Annotated in this window: 20 protein-coding genes; 5 read left to right on the top strand and 15 right to left on the bottom strand. The window is 58.5% G+C overall.

Going from position 1 to position 21,881, the window contains the following annotated elements:
- The first annotated feature begins 171 nt into the window (after positions 1-171).
- The 4 genes from fabA to ACLH0J_RS24785 all read left to right on the top strand — a co-directional run bounded on the left by fabA (position 172) and on the right by ACLH0J_RS24785 (position 3,413).
- Positions 172-687: a 3-hydroxyacyl-[acyl-carrier-protein] dehydratase FabA gene (gene fabA / locus ACLH0J_RS24770; RefSeq protein WP_003210552.1), complete on the top strand. Its 516-nt coding sequence runs from the start codon at positions 172-174 to the stop codon at positions 685-687.
- 11 nt (positions 688-698) lie between these two features.
- Positions 699-1,919: a beta-ketoacyl-ACP synthase I gene (gene fabB / locus ACLH0J_RS24775; RefSeq protein ID WP_411389468.1), complete on the top strand. Its 1,221-nt coding sequence runs from the start codon at positions 699-701 to the stop codon at positions 1,917-1,919.
- Positions 1,920-2,065: 146 nt separating this feature from the next.
- Entirely contained in the window at positions 2,066-2,482 is a 417-nt protein-coding gene (locus ACLH0J_RS24780; protein ID WP_411389469.1) for an OsmC family protein, read from the top strand.
- Positions 2,483-2,546: 64 nt separating this feature from the next.
- Positions 2,547-3,413 carry a pirin family protein gene (locus ACLH0J_RS24785; protein WP_411389470.1) on the top strand — a complete coding sequence of 289 codons (867 nt, stop codon included), beginning with the start codon at positions 2,547-2,549 and terminating at the stop codon, positions 3,411-3,413.
- A 110-nt stretch (positions 3,414-3,523) separates the two neighbouring features.
- Here ACLH0J_RS24785 and ACLH0J_RS24790 read toward each other — a convergent pair whose 3' ends face one another.
- The 4 genes from ACLH0J_RS24790 to ACLH0J_RS24805 form a co-directional block, all read right to left on the bottom strand.
- Positions 3,524-4,252: a dienelactone hydrolase family protein gene (locus tag ACLH0J_RS24790; RefSeq protein ID WP_411389471.1), complete on the bottom strand. Its 729-nt coding sequence runs from the start codon at positions 4,250-4,252 to the stop codon at positions 3,524-3,526.
- Between the two features lie 158 nt (positions 4,253-4,410).
- On the bottom strand, positions 4,411-6,315 hold the full coding sequence (htpG, locus tag ACLH0J_RS24795) for a molecular chaperone HtpG (RefSeq protein ID WP_411389472.1): 1,905 nt from the start codon (positions 6,313-6,315) through the stop codon (positions 4,411-4,413).
- 89 nt (positions 6,316-6,404) lie between these two features.
- A complete protein-coding gene (locus tag ACLH0J_RS24800; RefSeq protein WP_411392888.1) occupies positions 6,405-6,857 on the bottom strand; it encodes a PaaI family thioesterase in 453 nt (150 codons plus the stop codon).
- Entirely contained in the window at positions 6,854-7,330 is a 477-nt protein-coding gene (locus ACLH0J_RS24805) for a PaaI family thioesterase (protein WP_411389473.1), read from the bottom strand. Before ACLH0J_RS24805 ends, ACLH0J_RS24800 begins: the two co-directional genes overlap by 4 nt.
- 158 nt (positions 7,331-7,488) lie before the next feature.
- Here ACLH0J_RS24805 and ACLH0J_RS24810 point away from each other — a divergent pair, with 158 nt between their 5' ends.
- Complete coding sequence (locus ACLH0J_RS24810) at positions 7,489-7,740, top strand: hypothetical protein (protein WP_010211724.1); 252 nt, start codon at positions 7,489-7,491, stop codon at positions 7,738-7,740.
- A 104-nt stretch (positions 7,741-7,844) separates the two neighbouring features.
- On the opposite strand, the gene ACLH0J_RS24815 is transcribed toward ACLH0J_RS24810, so the two are convergent.
- From ACLH0J_RS24815 to sdhC, 11 genes are all read right to left on the bottom strand, one after another.
- Positions 7,845-8,582 (bottom strand): DUF599 domain-containing protein, encoded by a 738-nt coding sequence (locus tag ACLH0J_RS24815; RefSeq protein ID WP_411389474.1) that lies wholly within the window; start codon positions 8,580-8,582, stop codon positions 7,845-7,847.
- A 146-nt stretch (positions 8,583-8,728) separates the two neighbouring features.
- Positions 8,729-10,042, bottom strand: coding sequence for a branched-chain amino acid transport system II carrier protein (gene brnQ, locus ACLH0J_RS24820; protein ID WP_411389475.1), 1,314 nt, complete (start codon positions 10,040-10,042; stop codon positions 8,729-8,731).
- A gap of 422 nt (positions 10,043-10,464) precedes the next feature.
- On the bottom strand, positions 10,465-11,346 hold the full coding sequence (sucD, locus tag ACLH0J_RS24825; RefSeq protein WP_019692317.1) for a succinate--CoA ligase subunit alpha: 882 nt from the start codon (positions 11,344-11,346) through the stop codon (positions 10,465-10,467).
- Positions 11,346-12,512, bottom strand: a complete 1,167-nt coding sequence (sucC, locus tag ACLH0J_RS24830; protein ID WP_010564990.1) for an ADP-forming succinate--CoA ligase subunit beta — start codon at positions 12,510-12,512, stop codon at positions 11,346-11,348. Before sucC ends, sucD begins: the two co-directional genes overlap by 1 nt.
- A gap of 205 nt (positions 12,513-12,717) precedes the next feature.
- The gene (gene lpdA, locus ACLH0J_RS24835; protein WP_411389476.1) at positions 12,718-14,154 is read right to left on the bottom strand and encodes a dihydrolipoyl dehydrogenase; all 1,437 of its coding nucleotides are present in this window, start codon (positions 14,152-14,154) and stop codon (positions 12,718-12,720) included.
- 101 nt (positions 14,155-14,255) lie between these two features.
- Positions 14,256-15,482 (bottom strand): 2-oxoglutarate dehydrogenase complex dihydrolipoyllysine-residue succinyltransferase, encoded by a 1,227-nt coding sequence (gene odhB, locus ACLH0J_RS24840; RefSeq protein ID WP_411389477.1) that lies wholly within the window; start codon positions 15,480-15,482, stop codon positions 14,256-14,258.
- 44 nt (positions 15,483-15,526) lie between these two features.
- The gene (locus tag ACLH0J_RS24845) at positions 15,527-18,358 is read right to left on the bottom strand and encodes a 2-oxoglutarate dehydrogenase E1 component (RefSeq protein WP_411389478.1); all 2,832 of its coding nucleotides are present in this window, start codon (positions 18,356-18,358) and stop codon (positions 15,527-15,529) included.
- A 260-nt stretch (positions 18,359-18,618) separates the two neighbouring features.
- Positions 18,619-19,323: a succinate dehydrogenase iron-sulfur subunit gene (locus tag ACLH0J_RS24850; RefSeq protein WP_010564994.1), complete on the bottom strand. Its 705-nt coding sequence runs from the start codon at positions 19,321-19,323 to the stop codon at positions 18,619-18,621.
- Positions 19,324-19,334: 11 nt separating this feature from the next.
- On the bottom strand, positions 19,335-21,107 hold the full coding sequence (sdhA, locus tag ACLH0J_RS24855; RefSeq protein WP_411389479.1) for a succinate dehydrogenase flavoprotein subunit: 1,773 nt from the start codon (positions 21,105-21,107) through the stop codon (positions 19,335-19,337).
- Positions 21,108-21,110: 3 nt separating this feature from the next.
- Positions 21,111-21,479, bottom strand: a complete 369-nt coding sequence (sdhD, locus tag ACLH0J_RS24860) for a succinate dehydrogenase, hydrophobic membrane anchor protein (RefSeq protein ID WP_010564996.1) — start codon at positions 21,477-21,479, stop codon at positions 21,111-21,113.
- Positions 21,473-21,847, bottom strand: a complete 375-nt coding sequence (gene sdhC / locus ACLH0J_RS24865) for a succinate dehydrogenase, cytochrome b556 subunit (RefSeq protein WP_411389480.1) — start codon at positions 21,845-21,847, stop codon at positions 21,473-21,475. Before sdhC ends, sdhD begins: the two co-directional genes overlap by 7 nt.
- Positions 21,848-21,881: the final 34 nt, after the last annotated feature.

Here is a 21,881-nt window from a genome sequence, read left to right on the forward strand (position 1 = left end):
CAGGCCCGGTTTAAAATTTCAGTGAACAAGTGTACATTCAGTGCCTTGCCGCTGTGACTTTCACTACAACGCAATAGTCTATGTGTAGGCTGCCGACATGAGGCATGAACGCTTCATTCGGTTCGGGAAGATTTGCCCCACCCTGCCGCATGGGATTATTGAGGAGCTCGCATGACCAAACAAAACGCCTTTACTCGGGAAGACCTGCTGCGCTGCAGTCGCGGTGAGCTGTTCGGCCCAGGTAACGCGCAACTGCCCGCCCCGAACATGCTGATGGTGGATCGCATCACCCATATCAGCGAAGAAGGTGGCAAGTACGGCAAAGGTGAATTGGTCGCCGAGCTGGATATCACCCCGGACCTCTGGTTCTTCGCCTGTCACTTCGAAGGTGACCCTGTAATGCCAGGCTGCCTGGGCCTCGATGCCATGTGGCAACTGGTCGGTTTCTACCTGGGCTGGCAAGGCCTGCCAGGCCGTGGTCGCGCCCTGGGTTCGGGCGAAGTGAAGTTCTTTGGCCAGGTTCTCCCGACCGCCAAGAAAGTCACCTACAACATTCAAATCAAGCGCGTCCTCAAGGGCAAGCTGAACCTGGCCATCGCCGACGGTTCGGTGACTGTCGACGGTCGCGAGATCTATACTGCCGAAGGCCTCCGGGTCGGCGTGTTCACTTCCACTGACAACTTTTAAGGGTTATCCGCATGCGCCGCGTCGTTATCACTGGTCTGGGCATCGTTTCTTGCCTGGGCAATGACAAAGAGACCGTCACCGCTAACCTGCGTGCAAGTCGCCCTGGCATCCGCTTCAACCCGGAATATGCCGAAATGGGTCTGCGTAGCCAGGTTTCCGGCTCCATCGACCTGCCCCTCGAAGAGCTGATCGATCGCAAGATCTATCGCTTCGTCGGCCACGCTGCCGCCTATGCCTACCTGGCCATGAGAGACGCAATTGCCGACTCCGGCCTGAGCGAAGACCAGGTATCGAACGTACGCACCGGCCTGATCGCCGGTTCGGGCGGCGCATCCACCCTGAACCAGATGGAAGCGCTGGACATCCTGCGCGAAAAAGGCGTGAAGCGCGTTGGCCCGTACCGTGTCACACGGACCATGGGCAGCACCGTTTCGGCCTGCCTGGCCACGCCGTTCCAGATCAAGGGCGTGAACTACTCGATCTCCTCCGCATGCGCCACCAGTGCTCACTGCATCGGTACTGCCGTTGAGCAGATCCAGCTGGGCAAGCAGGACATCGTGTTCGCCGGCGGCGGTGAAGAAGAGCATTGGAGCCAGTCGTTCCTGTTCGACGCCATGGGCGCCCTGTCCACCCAGTACAACGACACCCCGGAAAAGGCCTCCCGTGCCTACGACGCCAAGCGTGACGGTTTCGTCATCGCCGGCGGTGGCGGCATGGTGGTGGTCGAGGAGCTGGAACACGCTCTGGCCCGTGGTGCGAAGATCTACGCGGAAATCGTCGGCTACGGGGCCACTTCCGACGGCTACGACATGGTTGCGCCAAGCGGTGAAGGCGCCATTCGTTGCATGCAGATGGCGATGGCGACCGTGGACACCCCAATCGACTACCTGAACACCCATGGCACCTCGACTCCGGTCGGCGACGCCAAGGAAATGGAAGGCGTGCGTGCGGTATTCGGCGACAAGGCCCCGGCCATCAGCTCCACCAAAAGCCTGTCCGGTCACTCCCTGGGCGCCGCCGGCGTTCACGAAGCGATCTACTGCCTGCTGATGATGGAAGGCAACTTCATGGCCGGCTCGGCCAATATCGAAGAGATCGACCCGGCCGTCGCCGATATGCCGATCCTGACCAAGACCATTGAAAACGCAAAAGTCGACACCGTGATGAGCAACAGCTTCGGCTTCGGTGGCACTAACGCCACCCTGGTGCTGAGACGCTGGCAGGGCAAATAAGCCCCGCAGGTTGATCACATGAAGAAGCCCCGACTGGTTCGGGGCTTTTTCATGGGTGACTGAAAATCCTGCATCGCGGAACACCCAAGCCCCAGCATGTTCTATAACTGCATGACCTTTAATCCTGTCAGCCTGTGAGGTTTACCATGCCTGTTACCGTCAATACGCTGAACCATGACAACTTCCGCCACAGCGTCAATATCGACAACCACGAGCTATTCACCGACCTGCCCAAGAGCCTGGGCGGTGATGATTCGGCGCCCTCCCCCCACGATTACTTCGATGCCGCGCTGGCGTCGTGCAAGGCCTTGACCGTCAAGCTCTACGCAAAGAGAAAAGACATTCCGCTGACCGGCGTGACCGTGGAAGTCACCCGCGATGACGCCGAAGAGCAAAAAGGCAAATACAAGCTCAACGTCAAGCTCACCCTCAAGGGCGTACTCACCGACGAACAGCGCAGTGAGCTGCACCGCATCGCCGATCGCTGCCCGGTGCACAAGCTGATGACCACGGCCGAAGTCACCATTGAGACCAAATTGTCCGAAGGCGCCTTCAGCCAGTAGCGCCGACTTCCCGTCGAGCGGGTTATGCTCTGGGTCATCCAACCCGCTCAGACTGGGACGCACCATGAACACCCTCACCGTGATCCGCCCTCGCCCCGAAGATGTCGAAGGACAACCCATCCTGCGCCCGCTGCCGTCGCGCGAATGCCGGCAGGTCGGGCCATTTGTGTTCTTCGACCACATGCTGCCCACCCGCTATGCGCCAGGCACCGGCATGAATATCCGCCAGCACCCACATATCGGCCTGTCGACCCTCACCTACCTGTTCGAAGGCGTGCTGCAACACAAAGACAGCCTGGGATCGGACCAGGTGGTGCAGCCCGGCGATGTCAGCTGGATGAAGGCCGGCAGTGCGATTGCCCACGTCGAGCGCACACCCGCGGCATTGAAGGACAGTGGTTTCAGCCTGCATGGGCTGCAAGTATGGCTGGCCTCGCCCAAGGACCACGAGACGGGACCAGGGCACTACAGCCATCACCCGGCCGCCAGCCTGCCCGTCAGTGACAGCCTGGGCGTGCAGATCTGCCTGATCGCCGGCAACGGTTTTTGCCTCACATCACCGGTGCCGGTGCTGTCGCCTACGGTGTATGCCGACGTGCGGATGCAAACGGCCACGACGCTGCTGATCCCCGATGAACATGAGGAGCGCGCGGTGTATGTGCTGGAAGGTGAAGCACAGTTGGATGGAGAAACGCTGGAAGTGCACAGCCTGGTGGTGTTGCCGAGCGGACAGGCGATGACGCTGTTTGCCGAGTCCGATTGCCACCTGGTGATCATCGGTGGAGCACCGCTGGATGGGCCACGGCGGATCAATTGGAACTTCGTCGCGAGCGATCCGTTGAAGATCGAGGAGGCGCGACAGCGTTGGGCGGCCGGGGATTGGCCAACGGTGCCGGGCGAAACAGAAAGGATTGAGTTGCCTGTGAGATAGCATTCGCGAGCAAGCCCGCCCCCACATCCCACCGTATTCCTACAGAACAAATGCGATCGGATGTGGGAGCGGGCTTGCTCGCGAAAAGCTCGGAACAGGCGCTGAAAAAATCAGCCCTTGAACACTTCATCCAACAGGTTATGCATCGACTGGAACGCCCGCGCCGCGGTCTTCGCATCGTACATCATCATGCCCGGTACATTGGCGTTGGGGTCAGTAAAGGAATGCACCGCACCGCCGTAGCTGAGTAACTGCCAATCCACCCCGGCAGCGTTCATTTCTGCTTCAAATGCTGGCAGTTGCTCTTTCGGCACCAAGGGGTCGGACGCGCCGTGCAGCACCAGGACGGCACCCTTGATGTTCTTCGCATCGGCCGGGTTCGGCGTGTCGAGGGTGCCGTGGAACGAGATGGCCGCCTTGACCGGCACACCGGTGCGAGCCAGTTCCAGGGCACAGCAACCGCCAAAGCAGAAACCAAAGGTCGCCAGCTTCGATGTGTCGACCGCCGCTTCGGTCTGACCTTGCAACTGCTCGAAGGCAGCCTTCATACGCTTGGTCAGCAGTGGGCGATCGTTTTTCAACGGCATCATCGCCGCACCGGCCTCATCGTTATTCGACGGTCGCACGGTTTGCCCATAGAGATCGGCGATCAGCACCACGTAGCCTTTGCTGGCGACGGCCTTGGCGATCTCTTCGGCCCCCGCACTCACCCCCATCCAGTTCGGCGCCATCAGCAAGCCCGGCAGCGGGCCTTTGTGGCTAGCATCGAACGCCAGGCGGCTCTCATAAGACTGGCCATCAATCTGATAGACCACGGAACGCACAGTGACTTGGCTCATCATTTACTCCAGTTGAGGGTTTTGTGGGAACCTGCTCGCGAAAAACGTCAATGAGAACGCGGGCATCCTGGATGATGCGCGACGAGCTCACGTTTTTCGCGAGCAAGCTCGCGCCTACAACGAAAAAACCCGCCGAAGCGGGTTTTTCTACAACGGTGTTAAACCGACAGTTCAACTAACAGCTTGTTCAGTCGGCGCACATAAGCGGCCGGGTCCTTCAAGCTGTCGCCGGCGGCCAGGGCTGCCTGGTCGAAGAGGATGTGCGACAAGTCGCCAAAACGCTCTTCGCTCTGCTCGCCGTCGAGTTTCTCGATCAGCGGGTGAGCCGGGTTGAATTCGAAGATCGGCTTGGAATCCGGTACCTTCTGGCCGCTGGCCTCAAGGATCTGGCGCATCTGCATGCCCAGGTCCTGCTCGCCAATGGCCAGGATCGCCGGAGAGTCGGTCAGGCGGTGGGAAACCCGCACTTCGCTGACCGCATCGCCCAGGGACGCCTTGATCCGCTCAACCAGACCTTCTTTGGCCTTGGCAACTTCTTCGGCTTCTTTCTTCTCTTCTTCGGAGTCCAGGTTCCCCAGGTCCAGGTCGCCACGGGCCACGTCGACGAAGGATTTGCCGTCGAACTCGTTGAGGTAGCTCATCAGCCACTCATCGATACGGTCGGTCAGCAGCAGCACTTCGATGCCTTTCTTGCGGAAGACTTCCAAGTGTGGGCTGTTCTTGACCTGAGCGTAGGTTTCGCCGGTCAGGTAGTAGATCTTGTCTTGACCTTCCTTGGCGCGTGCCAGGTATTCGGCCAGGCCTACCACTTGCTCGCCGTCATCGCCCAGGGTGGATGCGAAGCGCAGCAGGCCGGCGATTTTCTCCTTGTTGGCGAAGTCTTCCGCCGGGCCTTCTTTCATGACCTGACCGAAGTTTTTCCAGAAGCCTTGGTATTTCTCCGGCTCGTTCTTCGCCAGTTTTTCCAGCATGTCGAGTACACGCTTGGTCAGCGCCGACTTCATGGAGTCGATGATCGGGTCTTTCTGCAGGATTTCCCGCGACACGTTCAGCGACAGGTCGTTGGAGTCGACCACGCCCTTGATGAAGCGCAGGTACAGCGGCAGGAAGGATTCCGCCTGGTCCATCACGAACACGCGCTGCACGTAGAGCTTCAGGCCCTTGGGCGCTTCACGCTGATACAGGTCGAACGGCGCGCGGGCCGGTACGTAGAGCAGCGAGCTGTATTCGAGCTTGCCTTCGACCTTGTTGTGGCTCCAGCTCAGCGGGTTTTCGTAGTCGTGACCGATGTGCTTGTAGAACTCCTGGTATTCCTCGTCCTTGATCTCGGTACGCGGACGGGTCCACAGGGCGCTGGCGCGGTTGACGGTTTCCCATTCCAGCGCAGGCTTCTCTTCGCCTTCGGCGGCTGCTTGTTCTTTCGGCAGTTCGATCGGCAGGGCGATGTGGTCGGAGTATTTCTTGATGATGTTGCGCAGGCGCCAGCCATCGGCGAACTCGTCTTCACCGGATTTCAGGTGCAGCACGATACGGGTACCACGGTCAGCCTTGTCGACGGTGGCGATTTCAAACTCGCCCTCGCCTTTGGAGGACCAGTGCACGCCTTCGCTGGCGTCCAGGCCGGCACGGCGGCTGAACACTTCAACTTTGTCGGCGACGATAAAGGCCGAGTAGAAGCCCACGCCGAACTGGCCGATCAGGTGCGAATCTTTCTTCTGGTCGCCAGAAAGGTTCTTCATGAAATCGGCGGTGCCGGATTTGGCGATAGTGCCCAGGTGGGTGACCGCCTCTTCGCGGCTCATGCCGATACCGTTGTCTTCGAGGGTAACGGTCTTGGCGTCCTTGTCGAAGCTCACACGGATTTTCAGTTCCGCGCCGCCTTCCAGCAACTCAGGCTTGGACAGGGCTTCGAAACGTAATTTATCGACAGCGTCAGAGGCGTTCGAGATCAATTCGCGAAGGAAAATTTCCTTGTTGGAATACAGCGAATGGATCATGAGGTGCAGCAGTTGCTTCACCTCGGTCTGGAAGCCCAGGGTTTCCTTTTGAGTTTCCACACTCATGGTCATCAAACTCCAATTGGATGGCAGTGGCCGCGCCCAAGAGGGTTGGCGGCGGGTTGTCATCAAAGTTGGGGGCTAAGACCAGAATTTCAAGGGCGGGGCACTTCCTCGATCTTGAAATGCGCACGGGCAGTGGCGATGGGCTCGGTCGAGGTGCTTTGCCAGGCGGTGATCGCCACATTCGCCACCCGTCGGCCCTGGCGCCACACCCGGCATGTGGCGTAAGTGTCGCGAAACTGCCCGGCACGCAGGTAATCCAGGGAAAAGTCGATGATCTTCGGAATGCCCGGCGCGCCGGTGAACACCAGCAAGTGCAACGCCGCGGACAGCTCCATGAAGCCGGCGATGACCCCGCCGTGGAGCGCTGGCAATATGGGGTTACCAATATTGTCTTTATTGGCCGGCAGGCGAAACAGCAACTCATCACCCAGCCGGGTGCATTCGATGCCGATCAGCTTGGCGTAGGGAATCAGGTCAAGCAGCGCCCCATAGTTGCCGCGTTCATGGGCCTGCTCCAGTCGGGTCTTGAATCGGTGCATCAGGCGTGTCCTCCCTTGATCGTCTCGCCCAGCCCTTGCGTCCCCTTGAGACGTTTGCCCATGCGCATGAAAGTGCCAACGACATGGGCGATAGGCTGCTGTCGGTCATCCTGATAGGCGAAACCACGGGTAAAAATCACGTCGGTGGTGACCCGATAGCATTGCGCAAACCCATAGACCGGTTTGTGCGGTTCGGCGGGATGCATGTAGTCGATTCGCAGGTCGAGAGTCGGGCACACCTCGAACTCCGGCAGCACGCACAAGGTTGCCATGCCGCAGGCGGTGTCCATCAAAGAGGTCAAGACGCCGCCGTGGATCACGCCGGTGCTGGGGTCACCGATCAGATGGGAGGCATAGGGCATGACGAGCGTGATGCCCTCCTCGTCAGCATGATGAGCGGTAATACCCAACACCTGGCAATGACGCAGGGCCGATACGAAGCGTGTCGCACGCTCTAACAAGGGATTTTCGGTCATTCGTCGCAGACTCTTATTAGTGTTTATTTGCCGAATAGGCGGAGCAAGCGAAAGTTCCTTCACGCCCGCGATTTATATATCTATGGAATAAAAGGAACTAATGCCGAACGCCCACGCTCGAAAGGCCAGTAGATATCTTCACTAAGGAGAAACACCCCATGCGTAAGACTTTAGCTATTTCCATGATGTTGGCCGCTGCCCTCGGTCTCGCTGCCTGCGATAAGAAATCCGAAGACAAAGCCCAAGACGCCGCAGCGCACTCTGAGCAAGCTCAAAAAGATATGGCCAAAGCACAGGATAAAGTGAACGACGCTGCGAAAGAAAACGCCGATGCTGCCAAAGCTCAGGCTGAATCGAACGAAGCGGCAGCAAAAGAAGCAGCACCTGCGACCCCAGCCACCGGTTCTTGAGACCGCGGTTTGAATTAGCTTCATCGTAAAAAGTAAGCCCGCTTAAATAGCGGGCTTTACTTTGTCTGCTGCTTTCAATCGCTGCGCGAATACGCAGGTTCAGACTAAGCCGCCTCTTTGACAGCCTCCGGCAGCGGCGTATCCGTCTGGGTATACACCATCACTTGCAGTACGTCGGAATGAAACTCCCGACGGTACAGCACGAACACCACCCCGCTGCTCATCAACATGAACAACCAAGGGCTGACAAACCACGCCAGCATGGTCATGCCGAAGTAATAAGAGCGCAGGCCTAAGTTGAACTGGTTGGCGGCCATGGAGATCACCCTCGCCGCACGCAAGGCAAACGCCTTGCGCTCCTGCTCCGACACATGCCGCTCACCGATCATCGGCGCCGACCCGACCAGCACTGCGGCGAAGTTGTACTGGCGCATGCACCAACTGAAGGTGAAGAAGGCGTAGACGAACACCAGCGCCAGGCACAGCAACTTGATTTCCGACATGCCCTGGGAGGCTTGTTGGACCATAGGGATGTCTGCCAGCAACGACACCGCACGTTCGGAAGCGCCCAGCACGGTGAGAATACCAGCGAGGATAATCAGGGTACTGGAGGCGAAGAACGAGGCGTTGCGCTCCAGATTGCCGATCACGCTGGCATCGGCAATGCGGTTGTCCCGCAGCAGCATGCGACGCATCCAGTCTTCACGATACAAATGCAGCACGCTGGCCAGACAGGCGGTGTCGCGGGCCTTCCATGTGGCGTAACGGGTGTAGCCACCCCAGCACAGGACGAACCAGAGAGCGGCAAGCAAGTGGATCTGATTGGTTTCGATGAACGACATGCGGGTCCTTATACACGGTGTTTCGACTTAAAGAGTCTGGCAGCCCTTTCGACGATAGCCCATAGAAAAAGACACTGCTCATGGCCCATAAAAATGGCCCGCATCAATCGATACGGGGCATTTCAGTACAGCGCGAAGCCTGAGTGTCAGGCGATGGCTTCGGTGCGCTTGCCGAGCATGCGATCAATCACCCCGGCAACCACCAAGATCATCACCGCCGGCACCAGCCAGGCCAGGCCGTGGTCGCTCAATGGCAGGTTCGCCAACTGCGAGGGCAACCGATCCGCCTCGCCAGCGCTCTTGAGCGCATCGATGCAACCTACGATAAACGACACCAGCATGACCGGGCCGACAATACGCGTCTGGTCCAGCCAGAAGTCTTTGCAGAAGCTCAGGGCCACCAGCACGATGCACGGCGGGTAGATCGCGGTAAGCACCGGGATCGAGAACGCAATCAGCTTGGTCAGGCCCAGGTTCGACACAAACAGCGAGAACAGCGCCAGGATCACCACCAGGGTCTTGTAGGACAGCGGCAGGATGCGGCTGAAGTACTCGGCGCAGGCGCAGGTGAGGCCCACCGCGGTGACCAGGCATGCCAGGGAGATCAGCACCGCAAGAAAGCCGCTACCCAGGGAGCCGAAGGTGTGTTGCACGTAGGCATGCAGCACCACTGCGCCGTTTCCGGCACCGGCTGCCACGGCATGGCTGCCCGAACCGAGGCGGAACAGGCTGATATACACGAGGGCCAGGCCCACACCGGCAATCAGCCCGGCGATGATCGCGTACCGGGTGATCAACTTGGGCGATTCGACGCCACGGGAGCGAATGGCATTGACGATGACAATGCCAAACACCAGCGCACCCAGGGTATCCATGGTCAGGTAACCATTGATAAAGCCGTGGGAGAACGGTGCAGCCACATATTCCGGGGTGGCGACGCCCACCTCACCAGCCGGCAGGGCAAACGCGGCGATGCCGAGGATGGACAGCGCGACGATCTTCAGCGGCGCGAGGAAACGCCCCACGGTGTCCAGCAGCCGACCTGGATACAGGGAGACGAAGAACACCACCAGGAAATACACCGAACTGTAGAGGAACAACGCCAGCGGGCTTTCACCGGTCAGCGGCGCCAGGCCCACTTCAAAGGATACGGTCGCGGTACGCGGAGTGGCGAACAGCGGCCCTACCGCCAGATACGCCGCCGCCGCGAGCAGGCCACCGGCGATCTTGCCGATCGGGCTGCTCAACGCGTCCATGCCGCCGCCGACCTTGGCCAGGGCGATTACCGTCACCACCGGCAGACCGACCGCGGTGATCAGAAAGCCCAGCGCGGCCATCCAGACATGCGGCCCGGACTGTAAACCAACGATAGGCGGGAAGATGATGTTGCCGGCGCCCACGAACAGGGCAAAGGTCATAAAGCCCAACGCCAGGATATCCTGGCTTTTCAACACGTTCATTTGAGGAAATACCACACTACTGAATCGGAATTTAGAGAGGGATTCCCTATGGATGAGGGAACTACTGCCGGTCCTTGTGGAGACCGAGCGGTCTAGCGCGCAGCTTCCTTTTGGGAGGCGGACGCATAAAGAGGCGGCTAGGGTACAGAATTAGGCAGATAAACGCACCGTTGCGGGGCAAACTGTCCGATAAGCGACATTGTTATGTCGCGTTTTCACACTTAATTTGGCAATACAGACAATAAATGTAAGAGGGGGCTTGCTCCCGATAGCGTAGGTTCAGTCACATCCTCAGTGACTGGACCACGGTCATCGGGAGCAAGCCCCCTCTTACATGGGATCGAGTACATTTCAATCCAGAATGCACAAAGGCCACCCGAAGGTGGCCTTTGTGTGGGTGAAGCGTCAGCTAAGCACGAGGCTTACTTGACAGCCCAACCGGTCAGCTCGGCCAGGGCCTTGCCGATGTCTGCCAGCGAACGCACGGTTTTAACGCCTGCGTCTTGCAGTGCAGCGAATTTCTCGTCTGCAGTGCCTTTGCCGCCAGAGATGATTGCACCAGCATGGCCCATGCGCTTGCCTGCAGGAGCAGTCACACCAGCGATGTAGGAAACAACCGGCTTGGTCACGTGTGCCTTGATGTAGGCAGCGGCTTCTTCTTCAGCCGAACCGCCGATCTCACCGATCATGACGATCGCTTCGGTCTTCGGGTCTTCCTGGAACAGCTTCAGGATGTCGATGAAGTTGGAGCCTGGGATCGGGTCACCGCCGATGCCGACGCAAGTCGACTGACCGAAACCGGCGTCAGTGGTCTGCTTCACAGCTTCGTAGGTCAGGGTGCCGGAACGGGAAACGATACCGACTTTACCTGGCAAGTGAATGTGACCGGGCATGATGCCGATCTTGCATTCGCCTGGGGTGATCACGCCTGGGCAGTTAGGGCCGATCAGGATTACGCCCAGCTCGTCGCACTTAACTTTAGCGTCCAGCATGTCCAGGGTAGGAATGCCTTCGGTGATGCACACGATCAGCTTGATGCCGCCGAAGGCTGCTTCCAGGATCGAGTCCTTGCAGAAAGGAGCTGGAACGTAGATCACGCTGGCGGTGGCGCCAGTGGCAGCTACAGCGTCTTTCACGGTGTTGAACACTGGCAGGCCCAGATGCTCGGTGCCGCCTTTGCCCGGCGTTACGCCGCCAACCATCTTGGTGCCGTATTCGATGGCTTGCTGGGTGTGGAAACTACCTTGCGAACCGGTAATACCCTGGCAGATAACTTTGGTGTCTTTATTGATCAGGACGCTCATTATTTGCCCTCCGCAGCTTTGACAACTTGTTGAGCAGCGTCGGTCAGGCTGGTAGCCGCGATGATGTTCAAACCGCTTTCTGCCAGTACTTTAGCGCCCAGTTCAGCGTTGTTACCTTCAAGGCGAACAACAACCGGGATTTTAACGCCGACTTCTTTCACTGCACCGATGATGCCTTCGGCAATCATGTCGCAACGAACGATGCCGCCGAAGATGTTGACCAGTACTGCTGCGACGTTGGAGTCGGACAGGATGATCTTGAACGCTTCGGTTACGCGTTCTTTGGTAGCACCACCGCCCACGTCGAGGAAGTTGGCCGGTTTGCCGCCATGCAGGTTGACGATGTCCATGGTACCCATGGCCAGGCCAGCACCGTTGACCATGCAACCGATGTTACCTTCCAGGGCTACGTAGTTCAGCTCGAACTTGGCAGCGTGCGCTTCGCGCGGATCGTCCTGCGACGGATCGTGGAAAGTCTTCAGCTTAGGCTGACGGTACATCGCGTTGGCGTCGATGTTGATCTTGGCGTCGAGGCAGTGCAGATCGCCATCAGCCTTGATCACCAGCGGGTTCACTTCCAGCAGGGCCAGATCGTGATCCTGGAACAGTTTGGCCAGACCGACGAAGATCTTGGCGAACTGGGCAACTTGCTTGCCTTCCAGGCCCAACTGGAAAGCCAGCTCGCGACCCTGGAATGGCTGAGCGCCAACCAGTGGATCGATAGTGGCTTTCAGAATTTTTTCTGGGGTTTCGTGAGCGATCTTTTCAATGTCCACGCCACCTTCGGTGGAAGCCATGAACACGATGCGACGGCTCGAACGGTCAACGACAGCGCCCAGGTACAGCTCTTTAGCGATATCAGTGCACGATTCAACCAGGATTTTGGTGACTGGCTGGCCATTGGCATCAGTCTGGTAAGTCACCAGACGCTTGCCCAGCCACTGCTGTGCGAAGGCCTTGGCGTCTTCTTTGCTGCGAACCAGCTTAACGCCGCCCGCTTTACCGCGACCACCGGCGTGAACCTGGGCTTTGACAACCCATTCAGTGCCACCGATTTTGTCGCAAGCTTCTGCTGCTGCTTCCGGGGTGTCTACTGCGTAACCAGTGGAAACTGGCAGGCCGTATTCAGCGAACAGCTGCTTACCCTGATACTCGTGAAGATTCATGCTTTTTACCGTCTTCGTTAGGTACTGCGCATTCGGCGCTGCACTCATTATGAGTGCCGCACCACCTGTGACTGCTGCTTGCGCAACCCGCCGGACTTAAGCCCGGTCAAGCTGCGCAAGACTGCGTCCGGCGGACATTCCGCGGTGAGTCTTGCGCGCAAGGCTCACGACGGGCAGCCGCCGTGGTTTCTTATTATCTCTTTTTTTAGCGCTTCTTCTTGTTGGCAATGTGGATGGCGTGGCCATTCACTGCCAGCGCGGCTTCATGCAGCGCTTCGGACAGGGTCGGATGGGAGAAAACCATCATGCCGATGTCCTCGGCACTGGTGCCGAATTCCATACCGATTGCACCCTGCTGAACCAGTTCCGCTGCGCCTGGGCCAATCACATGGACGCCCAATACGCGGTCAGTCTTGGCATCAGCGATGACTTTGACGAAACCACCGGTGTCGTTGGCAGCCATGGCACGGCCAGAAGCAGCAAACGGGAAGGTGCCGACGTTAACTTCAACGCCTTCAGCTTTCAACTGCTGTTCGTTTTTGCCGACCCATGCAATTTCCGGGTGGGTGTAGATAACCGATGGGATCAGGTCGTAGTTCATCTGGGTTTTGTGGCCCTTGATGCGCTCGACAACCATGATGCCTTCTTCGGAAGCCTTGTGCGCCAGCATCATGCCGCGAACCACGTCACCAATGGCGTAGACGCCTGGAACGGTGGTAGCGCAATGATCGTCAACGTGGATGAAACCACGCTCGTCGATGTTCACGCCGCTATCGGCAGCCAGCAGGTCGGTGGTCACTGGACGGCGACCCACGGCTACGATCAGCTTGTCGAAAGTGATGGTCTGTTCGCCATCCTTGTCGGTGTAGGTCACGACCACTTCTTCGCCGTTGACCTTCGAGCCGGTCACGCGAGCGCCCAGCTTGATGTCCAGACCTTGTTTGGTCAGGGTTTTGTAGGCTTCTTTGGACACCGCGGTGTCGGCAGCCAGCAGGAACGTGTCCAGGGCTTCCAGCACAGTCACTTTGGCACCCAGGCGGGACCAGACGGAACCCAGTTCCAGGCCGATCACGCCAGCGCCGATCACGCCCAGACGCTTAGGCACAGCCTGGAATTCCAGGGCGCCGGTCGAATCGACGATTACGTTCTGGTCAACCGGAGCCGGTGGAATGTCGATTGGACGCGAACCTGGAGCCAGGATCACGTTCTCGGCTTCGATGACTTCAACCGAACCGTCAGGCTTGGTGATTTCGACTTTCTTGCCGGCCAGCAGTTTGCCGTGGCCTTGCAGGGAAGTGACACCGTTGGCCTTGAACAAGGTGGCAACGCCGGAAGTCAGGCCTTTAACAATGTTGGCTTTACGGCCGACCATTGCTGGCACGTCCATGGTCACGCCAGCGTGGTGGATGCCGTGGATCGCAAAGCCGTCTTGGGCTTCGTGGAATTTCCAGGAGCTGTCCAGCAGCGCCTTGGAAGGAATGCAACCGACGTTCAGGCAGGTACCGCCCAGCGCCAGTTTGCCTTCCTTGTCGGTGTATTTTTCGATGCAAGCAGTCGAGAGGCCCAGTTGTGCAGCCTTGATGGCGGCAACATAGCCACCAGGACCTGCACCAATCACTACAACGTCAAATTTCTGCGACATGAAAATAGTTCCTCTATTTAGCAGCAAGCTTTCAAGCCACAAGCCCCAAGCCAGACTGCCTTATCCGGCAGCCTGTCACTTGAGGCCTGCAGCTGCTTCTATCAGATATCCAGCAGCAGACGAGCCGGGTCTTCCAGCAGGTTCTTGATGGTCACCAGGAAAGTCACGGCTTCTTTACCATCGATCAGGCGGTGATCGTAAGACAGTGCCAGGTACATCATTGGGCGGATCACGACTTGGCCGTTGATGGCCATCGGACGCTGGATGATGTTGTGCATGCCCAGGATCGCGGCTTGTGGTGGGTTGACGATCGGAGTCGACATCATCGAACCGAAGGTACCACCGTTGGTGATAGTGAAGGTACCACCGGTCATCTCGTCGATGGTCAGCTTGCCATCGCGGGCTTTTTTGCCGAAGCCGGCAATGCCGCCTTCGATTTCAGCCAGGCTCATCAGTTCGGCGTTACGCAGAACCGGAACTACCAGGCCACGGTCGCTGGATACGGCAACGCCGATATCTGCATAGCCGTGGTAAACGATGTCGCCGCCGTCGATGGAAGCGTTGACTGCCGGGAAGCGTTTCAGCGCTTCGGTGGCCGCTTTCACGAAGAACGACATGAAGCCCAGGCGCACGCCGTTGTGGGACTTCTCGAACAGGTCCTTGTACTTCGAACGCAGCGCCATGACTTCGGTCATGTCGACTTCGTTGAAAGTGGTCAGCATCGCCATGTTCGACTGTGCTTCAACCAGGCGCTTGGCCACGGTGGCACGTACACGAGTCATCGGTACGCGCTTCTCGGTGCGGTCGCCAGCAGCGAACACAGGTGCAGCGGCAGCCGGGGCAGCAGCCTTGGCCGGTGCGGCAGCGGGTGCGTTTTTCTTCGCTTCAACAGCGGCAACCACGTCTTCCTTGGTCACGCGACCGTCTTTGCCGGTGCCTTTGAGGGAAGCCAGGTTGATGCCGTTTTCTTCGGCCAGCTGGCGTGCAGCCGGTGCAGCGATTGGATCTTCGGCGCCAGCAGCCGGGGCAGCAGCCGGTGCCGAAGCGGCAACGGCCGGGGCAGCGGCGGCAGGAGCAGGAGCAGCAGCGCTGCCCTCTTCGATCGAACCCAGTACCTGGTTCGACAGAACGGTCGCGCCTTCTTCGGCAATGATTGCGCCCAGCACGCCGTCAGCTTCGGCCAACACTTCCAGCACGACTTTGTCGGTCTCGATGTCGACGATCAGGTCGTCACGCTTGACGGCCTCACCGGGTTTCTTGTGCCAGGTGGCAACGGTGCCATCGGCAACCGATTCCGGGAATGACGGGGCTTTGATTTCGATAGCCATTATCTGTGTGTCCTTAAAATTCGGTTTCAGTCAGCGCAAAGGCGTTAGACAGTGAAAGCATCTTTCAGCAGTTTTTCCTGCTGCTCGGCGTGCATCGACGCATAACCACACGCAGGTGCCGCAGACGCATCACGACCGGCGTACTCCAGGCCCAAGGCCTTGTTGTGGTTACCGATACTGCGACGCAGATGATGCTGACTGCTGTACCACGCGCCCTGGTTCATCGGTTCTTCCTGACACCACACCACATTGGTGAGGTTGGTATAAGGCGCGATGGCCTCCATCAGGTCGTCTTCCGGGAACGGATAAAGCTGCTCGATACGCACGATAGCGATGTCTTCGCGGCCTTCGGCACGGCGTTTTTCCAGCAAGTCGTAGTAAACCTTGCCGCTGCACAGGACCAGGCGAGTGACCTTGGCCGCGTCCAGGGTGTCGATTTCTGGAATCACGGTCTGGAACGAACCGTCTGCCAGATCTTCCAGGGTCGAGATGGCCAATTTGTGACGCAACAGCGATTTCGGAGTCAGCACTACCAGCGGCTTGCGCAGCGGACGAATGACCTGGCGACGCAGCAAGTGGTAGATCTGGGCCGGGGTAGTCGGCACGCACACCTGGATGTTGTGCTCGGCGCACAACTGCAGGTAACGCTCCAGACGGGCCGAGGAGTGCTCCGGACCCTGACCTTCATAACCGTGCGGCAACAGCATGGTCAGACCGCACAGACGGCCCCACTTGTGCTCGCCGCTGGTGATGAACTGGTCGATCACCACCTGGGCACCGTTGGCGAAGTCGCCGAACTGGGCTTCCCAGATCACCAGCGCGTTAGGCGTGGTGGTCGAGTAACCGTATTCGAACGCCAGTACGGCTTCTTCGGACAGGAACGAATCGTACAGGTCGAAACGTGGCTGGCCGTCGTACAGGTGTTGCAACGGGATGTAGGTGCTTGCGTCTTTCTGGTTGTGCAGAACCGCGTGACGGTGCGAGAACGTACCACGGCCGATGTCCTGGCCGGTCATGCGGATCGGGTGACCTTCGAACGCCAGGGTCGCGTACGCCATGGTTTCGGCGTAACCCCAGTTGATCGGCAGGCCGCCGGCTTGCATCTTCTGACGGTCTTCGTAGATCTTCGAGACCTGGCGCTGTACCACGAAGCCTTCTGGAATTTCCAGCAGCTTGGCAGACAGTTCCTGCAGGGTTTTCAGATCGAACGACGTATCGTGACGCGCAGTCCAGGCGTGGCCCAGGTATGGACGCCAGTCGACGAACAGCTCTTTGTTCGGCTCTTTGACCAGGCTCTTCACTACATGCAGACCGTTGTCCAGCGCGTTGCGGTATTCGTCGACTTTCGCCTGAACACGCACATCGTCGATCACGCCGGCCTTGGTCAGGCTTTCGGCATACAGCTCACGGGTGGTGCGCTGCTTGGTGATCTGCTGATACATCAACGGCTGGGTGCCGCTTGGTTCGTCCGCTTCGTTGTGACCGCGACGGCGGTAGCAAACCAGGTCGATCACCACATCACGCTTGAACTGCATGCGGTAGTCGATGGCCAGTTGGGTCACGAACAGTACGGCTTCCGGATCATCGCCATTCACATGGAGGATCGGCGCCTGGATCATCTTGGCAACGTCGGTGGCGTACTCGGTGGAACGCGCGTCCAACGGGTTGCTGATGGTGAAGCCCACCTGGTTGTTGATGACGATGTGAACGGTACCGCCGGTCTTGAAGCCGCGAGTCTGCGACATCTGGAACGTTTCCAGGACCACGCCTTGACCGGCGAATGCCGCGTCACCGTGGATGGAAATCGGCAGAACCTTCTCACCGGTGGTGTCGTTACGACGATCCTGGCGAGCACGTACCGAACCCTCGACCACTGGAGAAACGATTTCCAGGTGGGATGGGTTGAACGCCATGGCGAGGTGAACTTCGCCGCCGGTGGTCATCACGTTGGACGAGAAGCCCTGGTGATACTTAACGTCACCGGAACCCAACTCGACCTTCTTCTTGCCTTCGAATTCGTCGAACAGATCGCGCGGGTTCTTCCCGAAGGTATTGACCAGCACGTTCAGGCGACCACGGTGGGCCATGCCGATCACGATTTCCTTGGTGCCGTAGGAGCCGGAACGCTGGATCAGCTCATCGAGCATCGGAATCAGGCTTTCGCCGCCTTCCAGGCCGAAACGTTTGGTGCCTGGGTATTTGGTGCCGAGGTATTTCTCGAGGCCTTCGGCCGCGGTCACGCGCTCAAGCAGGTGGCTGCGCACATCGGCGGACAGCACCGGGCGGCCACGCACGCCTTCCAGGCGATGCTGGAACCAGTGACGCTGTTCGGAATCGGTGATGTGCGTGAACTCAGCGCCAATGGTGCGGCAATATGTCTGCTGCAACGCTTCGTGAATTTCGCGTAGGCTCGCCTCCTCTTTGCCGATGAACAGGTCGCCGGCACGGAAGGTCGTATCAAGATCGGCATTGGTCAAGCCGTAATGATTGATCGACAGGTCTGCAGGTGCAGGACGCTTCCAGAGCCCCAGCGGATCGAGCTGGGCCGCCTGGTGGCCGCGCATTCGGTAGGCCTGGATCAATCGCAATACTTCAACTTGCTTCTTCTCGTGCTCACTGCTCACGCTGCCGGCAGAAACCGGTTGGGCGCGGCGCTGGTTCTTTGCCAGCAGCACGAACTGATCGCGAATTGTTGCGTGCGATACATCGGTGGCAGCGTTGCCGTCTGAAGACAACGTCTGAAATTTGGTGCGCCATTCTTCTGGCACAGCGTTAGGGTCGTGCAGGTAGAGCTCATAAAGCTCTTCCACATAGGCAGCGTTACCACCTGATAGATAGCCGCTGTTCCACATGCGCTGCATCACGCTTTCTTGCATGCTTGGTCACCCTCAATTTGGGGACACCACCGGCGAAAACACCGAGTCTGCTTGCAAAAGGCCAAGTGCAGCGACCAAAACAAGCCACTAGGATCACGCTGATAGTTCGGGTACCAACCCGAATGCCCCTGCTTGTCTCATTTCTTCAAAATAAGAGCCGCGGCTTTGTAAGTCGCTGCTCAGGTTAAAACCACGGCGCCGGTTGAAGCCTGCGCCGTAGCATTTACGGGCACAACGGTCCTGCTTTGTTACAACGTCGGTTACACGCCGCTTTGCAGCAACATGTTACGGATGTGACCAATGGCCTTAGTCGGGTTCAGGCCTTTGGGGCATACGTTGACGCAGTTCATGATCCCGCGGCAGCGGAATACGCTGAACGGGTCATCCAGCGAAGCCAGACGCTCGGATGTCTTGGTGTCACGGCTGTCTGCGAGGAAGCGATACGCTTGCAGCAGGGCAGCTGGGCCCAGGAACTTGTCCGGGTTCCACCAGAAGGACGGGCAGGAAGTCGAGCAGCAAGCGCACAGGATGCACTCGTACAGACCGTCGAGCTTTTCACGTTCTTCCGGGGACTGCAGACGCTCGATGGCCGGAGCCGGCGTATCGTTCTGCAGGAACGGCTTAACCTTCTCGTATTGCTTGTAGAAGATGCTCATATCGACGACCAGGTCACGGATAACCGGCAACCCTGGCAGAGGACGAATGATCAGCTTGTTGCCTTTCACCACGGCGGACAGCGGCGTGATGCACGCCAGGCCGTTTTTGCCGTTGATGTTCATGCCGTCGGAGCCGCATACACCTTCACGGCAAGAGCGACGATAGGAGAACCCTTCGTCCTGCTCTTTGATCAGGGCGAGCACATCCAGCACCATCAAGTCTTTACCACCGGTATCGACCTGGAAATCCTGCATGAACGGCGCAGCGTCCCGATCAGGGTTGTAGCGATACACACTGACTTTCAACATGGCAGCCACCCTTAGTAAGTCCGAATTTTCGGTTCAAACATCGGAACCGTCTTCGGCGAGAAGTTAACGGCACGCTTGGAGACGCGTTTTTCACCCGGGAAGTAGAGGGTGTGGCACAGCCAGTTTTCATCGTCACGGTCTTCGTAGTCTTCACGAGCGTGAGCACCACGGGACTCTTTACGAACCTCGGCGGCAATCGCAGTCGCTTCAGCCACTTCCAGCAGGTTTTGAAGCTCAAGGGCTTCGATACGAGCGGTGTTGAATGCCTGGCTCTTATCGTTGATCTTGACGTTGGCGATGCGCTTGCGCAGATCGGCCAGTTGGGCGATACCCTTCTGCATGTATTCGCCGGTACGGAATACACCGAAGTAGTTCTGCATGCAGCTTTGCAGCTCGCGACGCAGGGTAGCCACGTCTTCGCCATCGGTACGCCCGTTCAGAGCGTTCAGGCGCGCCAGGGCGGCCTCGATATTGGCGTCAGTGGCGTCATCGTATTCGATGCCGTCAGTCAATGCTTTTTCCAGGTGCAGGCCGGCCGCACGACCGAATACCACCAGGTCGAGCAGCGAGTTGCCGCCCAGACGGTTGGCACCGTGTACCGATACGCACGCCACTTCACCTACCGCGAACAGACCATGAATGATCTCGTCCACGCCTTCGGCGTTCTGAGTGATCGCCTGGCCATGAATGTTGGTCGGCACGCCGCCCATCATGTAGTGGCAAGTCGGAACAACCGGAACCGGAGCAACCACCGGATCAACGTGAGCAAAGGTCTTGGACAGTTCGCAGATACCTGGCAGACGGCTGTGCAGCACTTCCTCGCCCAGGTGATCGAGCTTGAGCAACACGTGGTCGCCGTTCGGGCCACAGCCGTTGCCGGCGATGATTTCTTTCACCATCGAACGGGCCACTACGTCACGGCCAGCCAGGTCTTTCGCGTTCGGAGCGTAGCGCTCCATGAAACGCTCGCCGTTCTTGTTGATCAGGTAACCACCTTCACCACGGCAACCTTCGGTAACCAGTACACCGGCGCCGGCGATGCCGGTCGGGTGGAACTGCCACATTTCGATGTCTTGCACCGGCACGCCAGCACGCAGTGCCATGCCAACGCCGTCACCGGTGTTGATCAGGGCGTTGGTGGTCGACGCGTAGATACGGCCTGCACCGCCAGTCGCCAGCACGGTAGCCTTGGCGCGGATGTAGGAGGTTTCACCGGTTTCGATGCAGATGGCGATCACGCCAACGAAAGCGCCGTCCTGGTTTTTCACCAGGTCAACCGCGTAGTACTCGTTGAGGAACGTGGTGCCGGCTTTCAGGTTGCCCTGATACAGGGTGTGCAGCAGCGCGTGACCGGTACGGTCGGACGCAGCGCAGGTACGGGCAGCCTGGCCACCTTTACCGTAATCCTTCGACTGACCGCCGAATGGACGCTGGTAGATACGGCCTTGTTCGGTACGGGAGAACGGCAGACCCATGTGGTCCAGCTCGAATACCGCAGCCGGGCCTTCCTGACACATGTATTCGATAGCGTCCTGGTCACCGATGTAGTCGGAACCCTTGACGGTATCGTACATGTGCCAGCGCCAGTCATCGTTCGGGTCGGCGGACGCGATGGCGCAGGTGATACCACCCTGGGCCGATACGGTGTGGGAGCGTGTCGGGAACACCTTGGTGATCACGGCAGTCTTGTGACCACCCTGAGCCAGCTGCAGCGCAGCGCGCATGCCTGCACCGCCGCCACCAATAATGATGGCGTCGAATGAAATAGTTGGAATGTTAGCCATGAATCAGATACCCCAAAGAATCTGCACACCCCAGACGAAATAAGCGAACATCACGACGCCGCATACTGCCTGGAAGAGAAAACGGACTGCTGTCGCGGACTTGCCCAGCGCCATCGGCGTCAGGTAGTCGGTCGAGATGGTCCACATGCCGACCCAGGCGTGAGCGCCCAGGGCTACAAGGGCCAGCAGACTGAAGATTCGCATCGCATTGTGGGAGAACAGGCCATGCCATTGCTCATAGCCGATGCCCGGGTTTGCGACGAGGTATCCGATCAGGAAAATGAAATAAGCCGCGAGAACGACCGCAGACACACGTTGTGCCATCCAGTCATAGAGGCCAGAACGCGACAGATTCGTTACGCTGGTTACCATATCCAAACTCCTGCCAGAACGATCAGCGCCACGGAAATGGCGATGACGATTTTCGAGCCCAGGCGGCCGCCTTCCAGCGTCTCACCGATGCCCATATCCATGATCAAGTGGCGCACGCCGGCTACCAAGTGATACAGCAGAGCGGACAAGAGACCCCATGCTACGAACTTGGCCAGCGGACTGGTCAAGCATGCCTTCACCTCGGCATAACCTTCCTCGGAACCCAGGGATTTGCTCAATGCATAAAGCATGATGCCCAAGCCCAGGAAGAGGATGATGCCGGAAACACGGTGCAGGAACGACGTAACGCCGGTGATGGGGAGTTTGATGGTCCTTAGGTCTAGGTTTACAGGTCGTTGGCTATTCACGGCTTTTTTTCACACTGAAGAGCCCCTAACAATC

Source organism: Pseudomonas sp. MPB23 (assembly GCF_046605395.1).
GTDB lineage: Bacteria > Pseudomonadota > Gammaproteobacteria > Pseudomonadales > Pseudomonadaceae > Aquipseudomonas.

Bases quoted from the DNA above. Each gene is read 5' to 3' on its own strand.
- fabA (WP_003210552.1), top strand. From the start codon at position 172: ATGACCAAACAAAACGCCTTTACTCGGGAAGACCTGCTGCGCTGCAGT.
- fabB (WP_411389468.1), top strand. From the start codon at position 699: ATGCGCCGCGTCGTTATCACTGGTCTGGGCATCGTTTCTTGCCTGGGC.
- ACLH0J_RS24780 (WP_411389469.1), top strand. From the start codon at position 2,066: ATGCCTGTTACCGTCAATACGCTGAACCATGACAACTTCCGCCACAGC.
- ACLH0J_RS24785 (WP_411389470.1), top strand. From the start codon at position 2,547: ATGAACACCCTCACCGTGATCCGCCCTCGCCCCGAAGATGTCGAAGGA.
- ACLH0J_RS24790 (WP_411389471.1), bottom strand. From the start codon at position 4,252: ATGAGCCAAGTCACTGTGCGTTCCGTGGTCTATCAGATTGATGGCCAG.
- htpG (WP_411389472.1), bottom strand. From the start codon at position 6,315: ATGAGTGTGGAAACTCAAAAGGAAACCCTGGGCTTCCAGACCGAGGTG.
- ACLH0J_RS24805 (WP_411389473.1), bottom strand. From the start codon at position 7,330: ATGACCGAAAATCCCTTGTTAGAGCGTGCGACACGCTTCGTATCGGCC.
- ACLH0J_RS24810 (WP_010211724.1), top strand. From the start codon at position 7,489: ATGCGTAAGACTTTAGCTATTTCCATGATGTTGGCCGCTGCCCTCGGT.
- ACLH0J_RS24815 (WP_411389474.1), bottom strand. From the start codon at position 8,582: ATGTCGTTCATCGAAACCAATCAGATCCACTTGCTTGCCGCTCTCTGG.
- brnQ (WP_411389475.1), bottom strand. From the start codon at position 10,042: ATGAACGTGTTGAAAAGCCAGGATATCCTGGCGTTGGGCTTTATGACC.
- sucD (WP_019692317.1), bottom strand. From the start codon at position 11,346: ATGAGCGTCCTGATCAATAAAGACACCAAAGTTATCTGCCAGGGTATT.
- sucC (WP_010564990.1), bottom strand. From the start codon at position 12,512: ATGAATCTTCACGAGTATCAGGGTAAGCAGCTGTTCGCTGAATACGGC.
- lpdA (WP_411389476.1), bottom strand. From the start codon at position 14,154: ATGTCGCAGAAATTTGACGTTGTAGTGATTGGTGCAGGTCCTGGTGGC.
- odhB (WP_411389477.1), bottom strand. From the start codon at position 15,482: ATGGCTATCGAAATCAAAGCCCCGTCATTCCCGGAATCGGTTGCCGAT.
- ACLH0J_RS24845 (WP_411389478.1), bottom strand. From the start codon at position 18,358: ATGCAAGAAAGCGTGATGCAGCGCATGTGGAACAGCGGCTATCTATCA.
- ACLH0J_RS24850 (WP_010564994.1), bottom strand. From the start codon at position 19,323: ATGTTGAAAGTCAGTGTGTATCGCTACAACCCTGATCGGGACGCTGCG.
- sdhA (WP_411389479.1), bottom strand. From the start codon at position 21,107: ATGGCTAACATTCCAACTATTTCATTCGACGCCATCATTATTGGTGGC.
- sdhD (WP_010564996.1), bottom strand. From the start codon at position 21,479: ATGGTAACCAGCGTAACGAATCTGTCGCGTTCTGGCCTCTATGACTGG.